Origin of the sequence: Kaistella palustris DSM 21579 (assembly GCF_000422265.1) — a bacterium.
Lineage (GTDB): Bacteria > Bacteroidota > Bacteroidia > Flavobacteriales > Weeksellaceae > Kaistella > Kaistella palustris.
In genome coordinates this window covers 135,904-151,456 of sequence record NZ_AULL01000016.1, presented here as the reverse complement: position 1 = coordinate 151,456, position 15,553 = coordinate 135,904, and the positions used below count along the sequence as shown (strand labels likewise).

13 protein-coding genes are annotated in these 15,553 nt (G+C 42.3%); 3 read left to right on the top strand and 10 right to left on the bottom strand.

Annotated elements, in window-relative coordinates; translation table 11 throughout:
* Window positions 1-67: 67 nt before the first annotated feature.
* The 9 genes from H562_RS0105960 to lpxB form a co-directional block, all read right to left on the bottom strand.
* Window positions 68-370: a hypothetical protein gene (locus H562_RS0105960; RefSeq protein WP_027376665.1), complete on the bottom strand. Its 303-nt coding sequence runs from the start codon at window positions 368-370 to the stop codon at window positions 68-70.
* Window positions 371-447: 77 nt separating this feature from the next.
* On the bottom strand, window positions 448-1,959 hold the full coding sequence (locus H562_RS14745) for a TlpA family protein disulfide reductase (protein WP_034690802.1): 1,512 nt from the start codon (window positions 1,957-1,959) through the stop codon (window positions 448-450).
* A gap of 157 nt (window positions 1,960-2,116) precedes the next feature.
* Window positions 2,117-2,539: a thioredoxin family protein gene (locus H562_RS0105950; RefSeq protein ID WP_233701977.1), complete on the bottom strand. Its 423-nt coding sequence runs from the start codon at window positions 2,537-2,539 to the stop codon at window positions 2,117-2,119.
* A gap of 53 nt (window positions 2,540-2,592) precedes the next feature.
* Window positions 2,593-4,902, bottom strand: coding sequence for a TonB-dependent receptor (locus H562_RS0105945; RefSeq protein ID WP_027376663.1), 2,310 nt, complete (start codon window positions 4,900-4,902; stop codon window positions 2,593-2,595).
* Between the two features lie 209 nt (window positions 4,903-5,111).
* Window positions 5,112-5,879, bottom strand: coding sequence for a succinate dehydrogenase/fumarate reductase iron-sulfur subunit (locus H562_RS0105940; RefSeq protein WP_027376662.1), 768 nt, complete (start codon window positions 5,877-5,879; stop codon window positions 5,112-5,114).
* A 22-nt stretch (window positions 5,880-5,901) separates the two neighbouring features.
* On the bottom strand, window positions 5,902-7,914 hold the full coding sequence (locus H562_RS0105935; RefSeq protein WP_027376661.1) for a fumarate reductase/succinate dehydrogenase flavoprotein subunit: 2,013 nt from the start codon (window positions 7,912-7,914) through the stop codon (window positions 5,902-5,904).
* A 94-nt stretch (window positions 7,915-8,008) separates the two neighbouring features.
* On the bottom strand, window positions 8,009-8,671 hold the full coding sequence (locus H562_RS0105930; RefSeq protein WP_027376660.1) for a succinate dehydrogenase cytochrome b subunit: 663 nt from the start codon (window positions 8,669-8,671) through the stop codon (window positions 8,009-8,011).
* Between the two features lie 166 nt (window positions 8,672-8,837).
* Window positions 8,838-10,511 carry a ComEC/Rec2 family competence protein gene (locus tag H562_RS0105925; protein ID WP_156831969.1) on the bottom strand — a complete coding sequence of 558 codons (1,674 nt, stop codon included), beginning with the start codon at window positions 10,509-10,511 and terminating at the stop codon, window positions 8,838-8,840.
* A gap of 148 nt (window positions 10,512-10,659) precedes the next feature.
* Window positions 10,660-11,766 (bottom strand): lipid-A-disaccharide synthase, encoded by a 1,107-nt coding sequence (gene lpxB / locus H562_RS0105920; RefSeq protein ID WP_027376658.1) that lies wholly within the window; start codon window positions 11,764-11,766, stop codon window positions 10,660-10,662.
* A gap of 42 nt (window positions 11,767-11,808) precedes the next feature.
* On the opposite strand from lpxB, the gene H562_RS0105915 reads away from it, so the two are divergent.
* Together H562_RS0105915 and H562_RS0105910 are read left to right on the top strand one after the other, a co-directional pair.
* Complete coding sequence (locus H562_RS0105915; RefSeq protein ID WP_027376657.1) at window positions 11,809-12,315, top strand: DUF2480 family protein; 507 nt, start codon at window positions 11,809-11,811, stop codon at window positions 12,313-12,315.
* A gap of 92 nt (window positions 12,316-12,407) precedes the next feature.
* A complete protein-coding gene (locus H562_RS0105910) occupies window positions 12,408-13,073 on the top strand; it encodes a DUF937 domain-containing protein (protein WP_027376656.1) in 666 nt (221 codons plus the stop codon).
* Window positions 13,074-13,108: 35 nt separating this feature from the next.
* Here H562_RS0105910 and H562_RS15865 read toward each other — a convergent pair whose 3' ends face one another.
* Entirely contained in the window at window positions 13,109-13,450 is a 342-nt protein-coding gene (locus H562_RS15865; protein WP_034690799.1) for a 30S ribosomal protein THX, read from the bottom strand.
* Window positions 13,451-13,768: 318 nt separating this feature from the next.
* Here H562_RS15865 and aspS point away from each other — a divergent pair, with 318 nt between their 5' ends.
* Window positions 13,769-15,523, top strand: a complete 1,755-nt coding sequence (gene aspS / locus H562_RS0105895; RefSeq protein ID WP_027376654.1) for an aspartate--tRNA ligase — start codon at window positions 13,769-13,771, stop codon at window positions 15,521-15,523.
* Window positions 15,524-15,553: the final 30 nt, after the last annotated feature.

Sequence of the window (15,553 nt, the reverse complement as noted above, 5' to 3'; positions counted from 1 at the left end):
AATTCAATTTCGGTTTCAGTATTCGAAATCATTAAAAATAACGGATAAACAGGAAAGCCTGCGCAGTTTAAAGACCAGCATGGTATTTCCGTCGGTTTGGCAGGTAAAAAAGCGCAGTTATGCCGCCTGCAAACAAAAAGCCAAGCGTCCAGAGATATTTGCCGGGATAATTATCTTTAAAGACATCCACAATCATTACAACTGCGACAATAAAACTGCAGAAGAGGGCAAAAAAGGTAATGATATGGCTGGCATAAGGCGGAAAATTATGGTACGAAACATCGACCGTTACTGTGATCACCATGAAAACTGCCGCAAAAAGCGCCAGGAAATAAAGCAAATTTTCGGGAAGGAGCAATTTTGTTTTCATATTGTTTTTTTTCAAATATAAATAAAATTCCCACCGGAGGACCGGCGGGAACTGTATATGTAAACATGTAAATGAAATTATTTTGTGGGCGCAGTTTGCTGTGCCTGCGGCTCAACCATAAGATCATTCTGCAGTTGTGCCTCGGGCTGCATTGTCGGCGCCTTTAATCCCGAAAGTTTATCAAGAACGGCCACGATCTGCGGATCGCCCAAACTCGCATAGAAAGGACTGGCGATTTTACCGTCTTTATCTAAAACTACAAAAGACGGAAGTTTAAATCCGTAGATTCCCCATTCTTTTGCGATCTCAGAGTTCATACCACCTTCTGCATACACGTTGTTTCCGGGAATACCTTTTAGCATGGCGTTGCTGGTTTTCACGAACTGCTCTTTGGTATCATCTAAATTCACGTAGGTAAAATCCATTTTCGATTTGTAGAAATCTACCACTTCTTTCAACACAGGAATTGTAGCTTCGGAGATATAAGGATTCCAGGAGGAGTAAAACATCACCAAGGTCGGCTTGCCTTTTACATCAGACAACTCAAAGGCGCTGCCATCGGCTTTTACCAGTTTTCCGGCGGGAACACTCTCGCCAATTTTCGGACCGCCGATCACGAACTGAATTCTTTCGAGATCTTTTTTAATTCCGGCATCCTTAATTTTATCATGAATGATTTTGGCAATCTTGTTTGAATTTTCGGTGGTAATTCCGGGCGCGATGTCACCGCTTGTAAGCACGAAAGCCAATAAATAATCCTTCGTAAGTTGGGACATGTCTTTTTTGGTATCAAGAAATTCTGCAAAAAGTTCAGAGGAAAGCGCATTGTCTCTTTTTTGATGAGCGCTTACGAATTTCTGGAAATCAGGGCTTAACTTACCCAAAAGATAGTTCCTGTAGATCGGCTGGTTTTTCAGTAACCGGTCACTGTCGGTATCCAGTTTCGCAATTGCGTCTTTGAAATTTTGGGATACTTTGTAGCCAGGATCCTGTACGGCCTGCGGATGATTCACTTCGTACTGGCTCATGAGCTGAAGCACACTTGCACGCAACTCGTCTTTTTTCCATTGCACGGCATCGCTGTCGGCATTATTTTTCTTCGCAGCCTGGTCGATATTATTGTCAATGTCTGTTCTGATCTTTTCAACGTCTTTTAAAAACTCAGGTTCATTTTTCGATACAAGTTCGCCTACATTTATTTTTGCAGCGTAAGACTGAATAAATTTCTGAACTTCTAAAAGGAAATCATTATTGTTTTTGGCATCGCCGGTTACTGTAAACTGGTTTGGGAAATTCGATGCCTGCCCGGAAATATTGAGTTTCTGACCACCTTTAAGGTAGATCATAGCGGTTTTTCCTGCATACGACATTATGTACATACCGTCTTTCGGTGCCTCGAAACTGCCGGAAAAACTTCCTTTGCTGTCTACACCCATATTCACGAGCGGCAAAGTGGCCACACCAGAGGCTTCCACAAATTCTATTCTTTCCAAAGGTGAACCGCCGGCGAAATTTCCGGTCACTTCTACTTTTTTTGAACATGACATCGCAACCAGGGCGATGATAAACATTAACAGATATTTTTTCATCCTTTTAATATAAATTTCCGCAAAAATAGGAGTTTTATTCCGAATGCAGCAGATGGCATCTCACAAAAAACGTTAAGTTTTCAAAATGCGCGATCACTCCGGAACTTTTTGCAAATCGGTGCTGATCTCTTTTTGAAGTCGTGTTTACCGGCTTATTTTATTTTGTTAAAATTTTAAGCAAAGCTTTTTCATCCAGAAACTGAAAGTATCGCGCCTCTGCCTGGAAATTTTCATTAAAAAGGACAAACGCAGGAAGCGAGAAAGGCCTGTTTTTTCTGCTTGCCAGAAGAAGAGCAATTTCATGTACGGGATTTAATTTCTTTTTTCTGTTATTAATGTAGGTCTGCTCTCCAAAAGTAATTTCTTCCTCACTTTCCACGTTCATTTTCACGGCGTAAAAGTCACGGTTCAAAATCCGGACTATCTGAGGATCCCGAAAAGTGGTGCGCTCCATCTCCGTGCAGTACACGCACCAGTCGGCATAAAAGTTGACAAAAACCTTGCGCGGTCTTACGGCTAAAGAGTCATTGAGCTGCGTAAAACTGATCCAGTTGATCTGGCCCGAATTCTTTTGTGCCATTAAAAAATTCACATTAAAAATAAGGAACAATGGTAAAATTAATCTGGGCATCGTTACAGAGATTTCAGTTTAATTCCTAAAAAGAGCGTTCTGGGCAAAGACGGACCATATATAAAATCACTGTCTCGGTTTTTACCTGTGTCGAAATTTTTCTGATAAGAATCGAAAATATTCTTTAGTCCGCCAAATAATTCCAGACCGGATTTCAGATTCGTAAACTTAAACGTATGACCAGCCCGTAAACCCAGATCGGTAAACGGCCGTGTTCTGAAATATGCATCGGTGTCTTGTCCTGTTCCCTCACCGGCCACGTGTGCCAGGAGCATCCTGCCGGTAAAGACACCATTTACACTGATGTTCCAGTTTTTATTTGGGTTGTAAGTGACGGTCGCGTAACCGTAATTATTTGGCGTGCGCAGAAATTCTCTTTTCGCTTCCAGACCATCCACAACGGACACTGCGGTGTTGAACCGGCTTTTTTGAAAGGTAAATCCGCCCTCCAGCTGCACTACATAATCAAAATTTGCGCGGGCTTCCAGGGTTATTCCTTTTACCAAGGCATGGTCACCGTTTCTCTTTTCGAAGATGCTGCCGAATTCATCTTTGCCCAGAGGAAACTGGAAAAATACATCCTTCAGTTTCGTATAAAAACCTTCTACCGTAAATCCCGCTATAAAATGTTCGGTTGCTTTATCGTAATTCACAGAACCTGTAAAACTGTTGGACCTTTCCTCTTTCAGCTGTGGCGAAAGTAAAATTCTGGATACCCCACCACCGGCAAATGCGATATGCAAATCTGTATCAAAAGCCTGCGGCGCGCGGAATCCTGTTCCCCAGCCCAGGCGGAACTGTGTATTGGTTACACCTTTGTAAAGTAACGATAGCCGAGGGCTCAGGATCGCGTGGTCAAGCAGATTGTGCTTATCTAAACGGAAACCTGTGAGGAAGTTTAGTTCTGGGGTGACATCCCAATCATTCTGGACATACGCACCGATATTTTTCGTGGTCTGGTCGATTTCATAATTATACGCTGAAATCTCGTCGAAGACTTTATCATATACATATTCGGCGCCCATAGTAAGCGTGGAGTTCCCGACAAGAAACCTGTTGAACCTGTGGTTGAACTGCAAACCGCCCTGGTGGGTGATCACATCTGAAGTCCCGTAAGGTGGATCCGCAAAAAAAGCAGAAAGTTCCTCCGGATCGTCTGGGTGAATGCCGGTGTAGTGTTTTCGGTCTGTCTTTTGGCCGCCATAAAACAGACTCAGGGAATTTTTGCCGTCATTGAAACCAATCGTGTAATCTGCGCTTGCCAAAAGTATTTCGTGCGTTCGCTCTTCCGACTGTCTGGCTAAATAAGCTGGTTTCTTTACCATTTCTCCACCGAACCTGTACTCGCTAATGCTGCTTAGACTCAGCTCCAGCTTTTGATTTTTGCCCGGCTTTATGAACATATTTGCTCCAAATGTATTGTCTTTCAGTTCCGGAAGTTCAGAGAAATTATCACCATTTGCATCATACTGACGGCGCTGACGGTTATTAAAAAACACGCTTACTCCCAGGTTCCGTTCTTTGTTGACGAAAGAAGCATTTCCCGTAATGACGTTATCGGCAGTACTTCCTTTAATGCTGTGCAGCGTGTTTGTAAAACTGTAATTATTTCCGTCGGGAATTTTGGTGATCACATTTACCGTTCCGCCAATCGCACTGGAACCGTAAAGTGCCGACACGCCGCCCCGCACCACTTCGATGCGGTCGATCATATTGGCAGGAATCTGTTCCATACCATACAATCCCATCAGCGGACTGAAAATCGGTCGGCTGTTGATCAGAATCTGGGAATAGCCACCCTGTAGGCCATTGATTCTAAGCTGGGTGTAATTGCAGGTCTGGCAGTCGGTTTCTACCCGTAAGCCAGGCTGATATTTTAAACCTTCAGAAAGCGTAGTAGCGACGACCTGATCCAGCGTTTTACTGTTTATTAAATTTACGATAACAGGTGAACTTGTTTTTCTTTTTGGCGTGCGGGTTCCGGTTATTACCACCTGTTCTATGGAGTGCAGTTCCGAAGTTAAGCCGAAGTCGAGCGTTGTGGTTTGTTCGTCAGTAACAGTAAAAGGTATCGTCATTTTCCTGTAACCTTCAGCTGATACGAAAGCGTGATAAGAACCTGTCGGGATATTTTCTATTTTAAAATTTCCGGCTGAATCGGTTACTGCTGAAAAAGGAGTTTTAGGAATGGTCACCGAAACACTGGCCAGGCTTTGGTTCTTTAAGCGCACTGTTCCAGCTAAGTTTCCTGTCTGTGAAAAAAGCTGCGCCACGCCTGACATCAGCACAAGAAATGTAAATATCTGCTTCATAAAAATAATATTAAGGCAAATATAAATAAAGTTCCTGCGTTAAAACAAATTATGTTAGATTAATCTAACAAGTATGTTGAAGTTTATATTTTATAATGGTTTTATGGAAAGGTACTATATAATAGTATTTCACGTTTATCCCTTTTTTAAAATCAAAAAAGCCGTCTCAGTATTTGAGGCGGCTTCGATAATAAATGTAAAGATTCTAATTATTCCTGGTCGAGTTTCGCAACAGCATATTCGCGGTTCATTCTGGCAATAACTTCCAGTGTAATTCCTTTTGGACATTCCACTTCGCAGGCACCGGTGTTTGAACAGTTACCGAACCCTTCTTCATCCATTGCAGCAACCATATTCAGCACGCGGCGTTTGGCTTCAACTTTACCCTGTGGCAATAGCGCAAACTGAGAAACTTTGGCACCGACAAACAACATCGCAGAACCATTTACACATGTTGCAACACAGGCACCACAAGCGATGCAAGCCGCGGCATCCATTGCTTTGTCGGCATCTTCCTTCGGAACCGGAATCGCATTGGCATCCAGCGTATTCCCAGAAGTGTTTACTGAGATAAATCCACCGGCTGCCATCACTCTGTCGAAGGCACTTCTGTCCACAACCAAATCTTTGATAACGGGGAAAGCTGCGCTCCTCCAGGGTTCTATGTGAATTGTTTCGCCGTCTTTGAACATGCGCATATGCAGCTGGCAGGTGGTTATTCCCGTATCGGGTCCGTGTGGCCGGCCGTTAATGTATAGCGAACATGTTCCGCAGATACCTTCGCGACAGTCATGATCAAAAGCTACGGGCTCTTTTCCCGCATTGATCAGATTCTCGTTGAGCATATCCAACATTTCAAGAAAAGAGGAATCTGTTGAAACGTCCGAAATCTTATAGGTTTCAAACTGCCCTTTTGTTTTATTGTTTTTCTGTCTCCAAATTTTCAGAGTCAGGTTTAAGCCTTTTTGTGCACTCATTGTTTATATAATTTTTTGGAGATTATTTATAACTTCTGGTTTTCACCTCGATGTTTTCATAAATGAGATCTTCCTTATGCAAAACTTCCTGGTTAATGTCGCTGCCGTTGTATTCCCAGGTCGACACGAATTTATAATGTTCATCATCCCTTTCAGCTTCACCTTCAGGCGTCGCGTGATCCCAGCGGAAATGCCCGCCACAGGATTCCTGTCTGTTCAGAGCATCAATGGCCATCAACTGACCCAGCTCCAAAAAGTCTGCAACACGGAAAGCTTTTTCCAGTTCCTGGTTCATTTCATTCGCAGTGCCGGGGACTTTCACATTTTGCCAGAACTCTTTTCTCACCTGTTCGATTTCTGCAATCGCTTCGCGCAGACCTTCGGGCGTTCGGCCCATACCTACTTTATTCCACATAATGTGGCCAAGTTTCTTATGGAAATGGTCTACGGAATGTTCACCATTATTATTGATGAAGAATTCAACTTTTTTCTTGATTTCATTTTCCGCCTCCGCAAAATCCGGAGTTTCCGTAGAGATCGGTCCCGTACGGATATCGGCTGCAAGATAATCAGCAATTGTATAAGGCAACACGAAATATCCATCTGCCAGACCCTGCATCAGCGCAGAAGCGCCCAGCCTGTTGGCACCGTGATCGGAGAAGTTTGCTTCACCAATCACAAAACAGCCCGGGATGGTAGACTGTAAGTTATAATCTACCCATACACCACCCATTGTGTAGTGAACGGCAGGATAAATCTTCATTGGTGTAACGTAAGGATTTTCGCCGGTGATCTTTTCGTACATCACGAAGAGGTTACCATATTTTTCTTCAATCCACGCTTTCCCAAGATCGTAGATCTGTTGCGGTGTAGGATTATGAATGTTTTTTTCAAGGGCAGCTTCTGTTCCTTTCTTTAAAATCTCCGTAGAGAAATCCAGGAATACACCTTCTTTAGTATCGTTGTTTTCTATTCCGTAGCCGGCGTCACAGCGTTCTTTCGCGGCTCTGGAAGCAACATCCCGCGGCACCAGATTTCCGAAAGCCGGATATCTTCTTTCCAGATAATAATCGCGGTTTTCCGGAGCAATATTTTCGGGACGTAATTTACCTGCACGGATTGCCTCAGCATCCTCAATATTCTTAGGTACCCAAATCCGCCCTGAATTCCTTAATGATTCCGACATTAACGTTAACTTCGACTGCTGCGTACCATGAACAGGAATACAGGTTGGGTGAATCTGCACGAAGCATGGATTTGCGAAATACGCTCCTTTTTTATGGATCTTCCACGCGGCGGAAACATTAGATCCCATTGCATTTGTGGAAAGGAAATATACATTACCATAACCTCCCGACGCGATTACAACGGCATGTGCAGAATGTCTTTCAATTTCACCGGTCACCAGGTTTCTGGCGATAATTCCACGGGCTTTTCCGTCGACAATTACCAGTTCCATCATTTCGTGGCGGTTGTACATTTTGATCCTGCCCTTTCCGATCTGGCGGCTCATGGCAGAATAAGCTCCTAATAAAAGTTGCTGGCCGGTCTGGCCTTTCGCATAAAAAGTTCTTTTCACCTGAACACCACCGAAGGAACGGTTATCTAACTGGCCGCCATATTCGCGCCCAAAAGGAACACCCTGTGCCACACACTGGTCAATAATATTTGCAGAAACCTCGGCAAGTCTGTAGACATTGGCTTCACGGGAACGGTAATCGCCACCTTTGATGGTGTCATAAAACAGGCGGTAAGTAGAATCACCATCGCCCTGATAATTTTTGGCGGCATTAATCCCACCCTGGGCAGCGATCGAGTGCGCACGTCTTGGTGAATCCTGGTAGCAGAATGCTTTTACATTATATCCCTGCTCTGCGAGGGTAGAAGCGGCAGAACCCCCTGCCAAACCTGTTCCTACAACAATAATATCAATTTTATCACGGTTGTTTGGGGAAACAAGGTTCATATGATTTTTATGGTTTGTCCATTTGTCAGCCAGCGGGCCTCCCGGAATTTTTGGATCTAATTTGCTCATTTTCAGAAATTTTGATTTTTGAATATATCCGGAAATTTAAATGACTAAATTTTTCGGATAATGTATTTTAAGTTTTAATTAAAAACCTAAAATTTTATTGAGTAACGAAATGATAGACGGCAATTAAAATAAATCCTGCAGGAATCAGGATCGAATACCAGGTTCCCAAAGCTTTGATCACCGGCGTATATTTCGGGTGTCTCGCACCAATAGACTGGAACGATGACTGGAAACCGTGTGCTAAGTGCAGACCCAAAAGCACAAATGAAACTACATAGATCACAACCCGCCACAGGTCGGCAAACTTAGCATGGATCTCTCCGTAAAAGCGTTCGGAATCCAATGGATTTCCCTGGATATATTTAAAGTTGATCTCATGCCACCAGAAGTCATAAAAGTGAAGTCCCAGAAATGCGAGAACAACAAGTCCCGAAATGATCATGTTTCTGGACATCCACGTGGAGTTTGCATTCCCATTGTTCATGCCATATTTGATTGGTCGGGCATTTCGGTTCCGGATTTCCAGAATAAAACCCATCACGAAGTGGAAAATCACTGCAAAACCAAGAATAGGCTGCATAAGAAACTGAACCAAAGGATTATACCCCATGAAATCTGAAGCCACATTGTAGGACCCCGGACTTACTACCGAAAGTAAATTTACCGTGAGGTGTAGTATAAGGAAGATCAGCAAAAACATTGCGGACAATGCCATTGCGTATTTTCTACCAATAGAAGAACTGCTTAATCCTGCCATAACAAGTGTTTGAATTTGAATTTCCACAAAGTTAAAAAAATGTGATGCTACATAAAGTGAGAAAAGTCACAATCTTTTAGTTTGTAATTCTTCTAAATAAGGCAGCCCTTCCGGTATCCAAAGATTCTTTAATGATTTTAAAACAATAATTACGGCGTTCAGCAAATTATTCAAATCGGTAATTCCTGCCATTTATTTTAACGGAATCTGCTTCATCGGGTACCACAATTATTTTGAAATTCTTAGTTCTTCTCGATGTCAAATAAGGTTCAATGACATATTTCTGTACTTTTTCCTGTGGTGCCTTTTGCTTTAAGACAAACCGAATCTCTTCTTTTGATTTCACCGAAATTATCTTTTCTTTGAAATATTGATGCTCCAAAACCTCCTCCAGCATACCAGCCCGGTATGTAAGCAAAATACGAAGAGAGATAAACATCAATATAAAATAAAGTAGCCGCACACCGTGTTTGATGTTCAGCTTCACCAGTGCAGACCTCAGATAAAATACAATACCAAAAGCTACAACCACTTCCAGCAAAGTCATAGGAATCAGTTGATAAAATGCAAAGTCGATTGCCGCAAAAAAATGAATCACCTTCAATGTGGCAGTCACGCAAAAATCGTAAATCTCAAACAAGACCGCAAAATGCAGTGAAAACTCCGTTATAACAGTCATTAACAGCGCAAAAACGATCAGAAGTTCAGAAAACGGAATGATTGCAAGATTCGCTATAATTGAAATAAAAGAATATTGGTGAAAATAATAAAGCACCAGCGGCAACGTGGCGATCTGCGCAGAAATACTTACTGTTACAATATTTACAAGAAAATTTTGAAAATTGTTTTTTGGTCTCGGCAGAAAACGCAGCAGCGGCTGGTTCAGCCAGAATATCCCGAAAACCGCCAGAAAACTCAGCTGAAAACCGACCTCGAAAAGCTGGTTGGTATCGGCGATCAACACCACAAATGCCGCCAGCGCCATGGAATGCAAAAGATCCGGTTTCCTCTGCAGCAAAATATATATGTAATAACAGGTAATCATAATACAGCTCCGCACCACCGAGTTGCCGTAATTAATGAAAACTGCAAATGACCATATTAAAATAAGTGCAATAACGATTTTAAAATTTCTGAATTTTTGCGGAAACACGGGATTCAGAACCAGCAATATCACCCAAAAAATAATGGCGATATGAGAACCCGAAATTGCCAGAATATGCACCAGACCGGATCTGCTGAAATCCTGCACAGTCTCTTTGTCCATTTCTGTACGGTCTGCCAGGATAATTCCTTTTGTAAATTCACGCGTTTGTTTGCTTAGTGGCGTTACATCGATTTTCTTTAATAGCTCCAGACGCTTTTGCCGGATTTTCTCAGCAAATGTCAGGTTCGCTTTTTCGAAGATTTTTACTTCGCCGGGCAAATAACATTGGAAATAGATGTCTTTCCGGGCAAGATATTTTCCATAATCAAACTGAAAATCACTGTATGGTTTTTCGGTTTTATTGATGAACACTTCAGCCTTATAAAAATGCTTGAAATCAAATTCCACCTCAGATTTCGGAACCGAAAGCACAGTCTGAAATGCTTCTTCGCCCTTCCATGCATTCACTTCGTACTTACGGTTTTTCTCGTTTGAATTCAGCTTGCGCCGAATTTCAAAAATAATGTTTTCTTTATTGTCAAGTAGCGGCAATTGCGGCTTTTGGGACTTTAAATAATGTCCAAACACGCCAAGCGAAAAGAAGAGGAGCAAAAGTGAAATGTGCCTGAACTTATAAACGTAAAAATTCTTAATGAAAAACATGGCGAGCAGTAAAAAGCTCAGCGACAACATAATATAGATTTCGGATATTTGCCACGCGACAATATCCTGGCAGAAAATCCCAAGAATGAAACAAATGCAAAGCAGAAATAAAGGCTGTTTGTGCAACGCTATTTTTAAGTAAAAATAAAAATCTTTACTTTACAAAAATAGGGTATAATCACCCATTCACGATGATCGCTGCAGCCTGCGCACTTGCGCCGGAACCGCCCAGTTTTTTCCTTAGCCGCGCGAAATCTGCCAGCATCCTGTCCCGTTTATCTCCTTCTAAAATGGCGCTCAATTCACGGATCAGATTTTTGGTATTTAGTTCGTCCTGGATAAGTTCCGTAACCACTTCTTCATCCATAATCAGATTTACAAGCGAAATAAATCTCAGGTTTTTCACTACGCGTTTACCGATTTCATAAGAAATCCTACTGCTGCGGTAACATACGATTTCCGGAACGTTGAGTAAGGCCGTTTCCAGCGTTGCCGTGCCCGATGTCACAAGTGCAGCTTTGGAACAGCGCAGCAAATCATAGGTTTTATTGGACACAAAATGCACGTTGTCATCCACATATTTTTCGTAAAATTCCTTCGGAAGACTCGGCGCGCCCGCAATTACAAACTGATATTGGGGAAAAGAATCACGAACCGAAAGCATGATCTGCAACATTTTATTCACTTCCTGCTCTCGTGAACCAGGTAAAAGCGCAATAATCTCTTTACCGTTTAAGCCATTCTCCTTTTTAAAGACTTCGGAATTAATTGGATGAAGTTCCGAAACTACATCCAAAAGCGGATGGCCCACAAAATGTGCATCGACGCCGTGACCTTTATAAAAACCCTTTTCGAAAGGCAGAATGACCAGCATTTCATCAACAAACTTCTTGATTTTCTCCACGCGGCCTTCTTTCCATGCCCAAAGTTGTGGCGAAATATAGTAAATCACCCGGATTCCCCGTGCTTTCGCAAACTCCGCAATCCGCAGATTGAATGCGGGATAATCCACAAGAATCAAAGTTTCGGGTTTCCAGCTCACAATATCCTGTTTGCAGAATTGGATATTTTGCAGGATTGTTTTTAAGTTTTTTGCGACTTCCAGAAAACCCATAAAAGCAAGATCGCGGTAATGTTTTACAGGCGGAAAGCCTGCAACTTCCGCCATCAGGTCACCGCCCCAGAAACGGAATTCCGCCTGGCTGTCTTCGTGTTTAAGCGCTTTCATAAGGTTTGAAGCGTGTAAGTCCCCGGAGGCTTCGCCTGCAATGATATAATATTTCACTGGGTAAAAAATTGTAAATTTGTTCAAAGATAAAATAAAAAAATGTCCGGGTTAGATATAAAAAATAAAGTGGCGGAAAGCGGCCTCGTCAATTTCGATTTAAGTCAGATTATTCCCCGCGGAAACCGCGAAGGTGTGGATCTGAAAGATTTCCTTTTTGAAGGACTGATCTTAAAAGAAAAAGATTTCCGCGAAAAAGTGGCGGCACTCGACGTGACGAAATACGAAAACGCCTTCGTTTACATTTTCAATTCTGCGGAAGCCATTGTTCCGTTATGGGCGTATTTTCTGCTTACCGCAAAACTGACGGATGTAGCGAAAAAAATCATTTTCGGAAGCCGCGAAGATCTGGAAGTACTGCTTATGCACAACGCCGTGCACACGCACGATTTTTCTGAACTGACCGGAAAACGTGTGTTAGTTAAAGGCTGCTCCGACGAAAATATTCCCGAAAACGCTTACATTGAATTGGTAGAACAACTCAAGCCACTTGTAAAATCCCTGATGTTTGGTGAAGCATGCTCCAACGTGCCCATATTTAAAAACTAACGAAATTATTCTTAAATATATATTTCCGGATTCAGGAACGGAATTTGGTCATATCGAAGTTCCACTAAATATTAACAAGAAAAATTTACAGAATGAGTTTAATCGATTTAATTACCGGAAATGCCGGTAACGAAGTAGCCGCACAGGCTGAGAACAAATTTGGAGTGAGCAGGAACCAAATTATCGCGCTGTTGGCAGTTGCAGCGCCACTGGTAATTGGCTATCTGAGAAAAAAGACACAGGACGATCCGCAGGAGGCAGAAGCTTTGAACAACGCGCTCGATAAGGATCACGACGGCAGCATTTTAAACAATCCATCGCAGGTCGCAGACCGCCAACAGGAAGGCGGTTCAATTCTGAGCCATATTTTCGGTGGCCAAAAAGCAAATGTAGAAAATCAGCTTTCTCAGAATACCGGAATTTCTATGGATAAAATTGGGCCAATTCTGGGAATGTTGGCGCCATTGATCATGGGATATATCGGTAAACAAAAACAATCAAGCGGCGTAACTTCGGGCGGCGGTTTAGATGACCTGTTGGGCGGAATATTAGGCGGTGCTCAGAACGAAGCACAGTCGCAGGCATCAAGTCCACTCAATGATATTTTGGGAAGTGTATTAGGTGGCGGTTCGCACGCAAACTCTTCAGGGAATCCTTTGAATGATATTTTAGGCAGTGTTTTAGGTGGCGGCAGTTCACAGCAATCGCAGGGAGGTTTAGGTGGTTTGTTAGGAAGCATTTTGGGCGGCAGCAGATAACTATCAATTTTCATAAATACAAAAAAAACCGAAGATTATTCTTCGGTTTTTTTAGCTTTAGCAGTTTTAGGCTTTTCTTCCTTCGTTTCGTCAGAAGCTTTATCCTCCGCTTTGTTTTTGGCGTCTGCTTTTTTATCTTCCGCTTTCGGCTTTGCCGCGGCTTTTGTTTTAGGTTCTTTTTTTACGTCTGCATTTTCCGAGTGGTCAGATGGGTAACCTACCTCTTTCCGCACTTTTCCTTTGCTGTCCTTTTTATCATCCTCATCCAGAACATTTACCGGAATATTTTTTACAGAACCAGATTTGCGTGGCCGTTTATTACCATAGCTTCCAGAAATGATTTTTCCGCGTTTTGATTTTTGATCTCCTTTTCCCATAATAGTACTTTTTTTGAAGTTGATTTACACAAAGCTACACAAAATAGCTAAAATTGCGGTCTTAAATAATCACAAATTTTTGGGCGTGCCCCTTTCCGATGCTTTACAAAAACGGCGCAGAATTTCCAGCCGCGCGGGTCGGGCTTTTCATTGCAATTCCTCATTCCGCTGCGCTGCATTCCGGGATTTCCATTGTAATCCCTCACGCGGGGAACCGATAAAACTGCACTTCTGTAATCATTCAAAAAACTTATCTTTGCACCTGAAAATTCAGGAAAATCTAATATCCTAAATCTAACTACAAATATCTGTCAACTTATGTTTCGTACACATACCAACGGGGAATTAAATATCGAAAACCTTGATCAACATGTCACCCTTTCCGGCTGGGTCCAAACCATTCGCGACAAAGGATTTATGATGTGGATCGATCTGCGCGACCGCTACGGAATTACGCAATTGGTATTTGATGCAGACCGTTCCTCACCAGAACTGCTGGAAAGCGCAGGCAAACTTGGCCGCGAATTCGTAATTCAGGTAGAAGGAAAAGTAATCGAAAGACAAAGCAAAAATCCCAAAATCCCTACAGGCGATATCGAGATTTTAGTAGAAAAATTAACCGTTCTAAATCAGTCAGAACTTCCTCCCTTCACCATCGAAGACCAAACTGATGGTGGTGAAGAACTTCGGATGAAATACAGATATTTAGATATCCGGAGAAATCCTGTAAAAGAAAAGTTGATCTTCCGTCACAAAATGGCGCAGAAAGTCAGAAACTATTTGTCTGACCAGAACTTTATCGAAGTAGAAACGCCGGTTCTTATTAAATCAACTCCCGAAGGAGCAAGAGATTTCGTCGTTCCAAGCCGTATGAATCCGGGACAGTTTTATGCATTGCCACAATCGCCACAAACGTTCAAACAGCTATTGATGATCGGTGGAATGGACCGCTATTTCCAAATTGTAAAATGTTTCCGTGATGAAGATTTAAGAGCCGACAGACAACCGGAATTTACGCAGATTGATTGCGAAATGGCATTTGTTGAGCAGGAAGATGTTCTGCAAATCTTCGAAGGAATGACCGCAACTTTATTGAAAGATATCGCAGGAAAAGAATTCGGGAAATTCCCAAGAATGACTTTCGCCGATGCGATGCAAAAATACGGAAACGATAAACCGGACATCAGATTCGGGATGGAATTCGTGGAAGTAAATGAATTGGTTAAAGGAAAAGACTTCAAAATATTTGACGACGCAGAATTGGTGGTCGGAATCAACGTTGAAGGTTGCGCAGAATATACCAGAAAACAAATCGACGAATTAATCGATTGGGTAAAACGTCCACAAGTTGGCGCCAACGGACTGATTTGGATCAAATTCCAGAATGATGGCGTTGTTACTTCTTCTGTAAATAAATTTTACAACGAAGAAGATTTACGGCGGGTCGCCGCGACATTTAATGCGAAAGCAGGTGATTTGATACTGCTAATGTCCGGAAATGAAAATAAAGTAAGAACCCAACTTTCCGCTTTGAGAATGGAATTGGGGAACAGATTGGGATTAAGAAATCCAAAAGAATTTGCACCACTTTGGGTAATCGATTTCCCTTTATTAGAATGGGATGAAGAAACAAACCGTTACCACGCAATGCATCATCCGTTCACTTCACCGAAACCGGAAGACGTTCATTTATTAGAAACCGACCCAGGAAAAGCCAGAGCAAACGCTTACGATTTAATCCTGAACGGAAATGAAATCGGTGGTGGTTCTGTAAGAATTTTCGATAAAGATCTGCAGGCAAAAATGTTTAAATTATTAGGATTTACGAAAGAAGATGCAGAAGCACAGTTTGGCTTCCTGATGAATGCTTTTCAATACGGAGCGCCACCTCACGCAGGTTTAGCCTTAGGTTTCGACCGTTTGGTTGCAATTCTTGATGGCAATGAAGTAATCAGAGATTATATCGCTTTCCCGAAAAATAACTCAGGACGAGATGTGATGATTGATGCGCCGAGTGCGATTGCTGATGAACAATTGAATGAATTGGCTTTGAAAGTTGAACTGATAGATTAATTTTTTTTATTTATCATCGTAAAAGGAGGT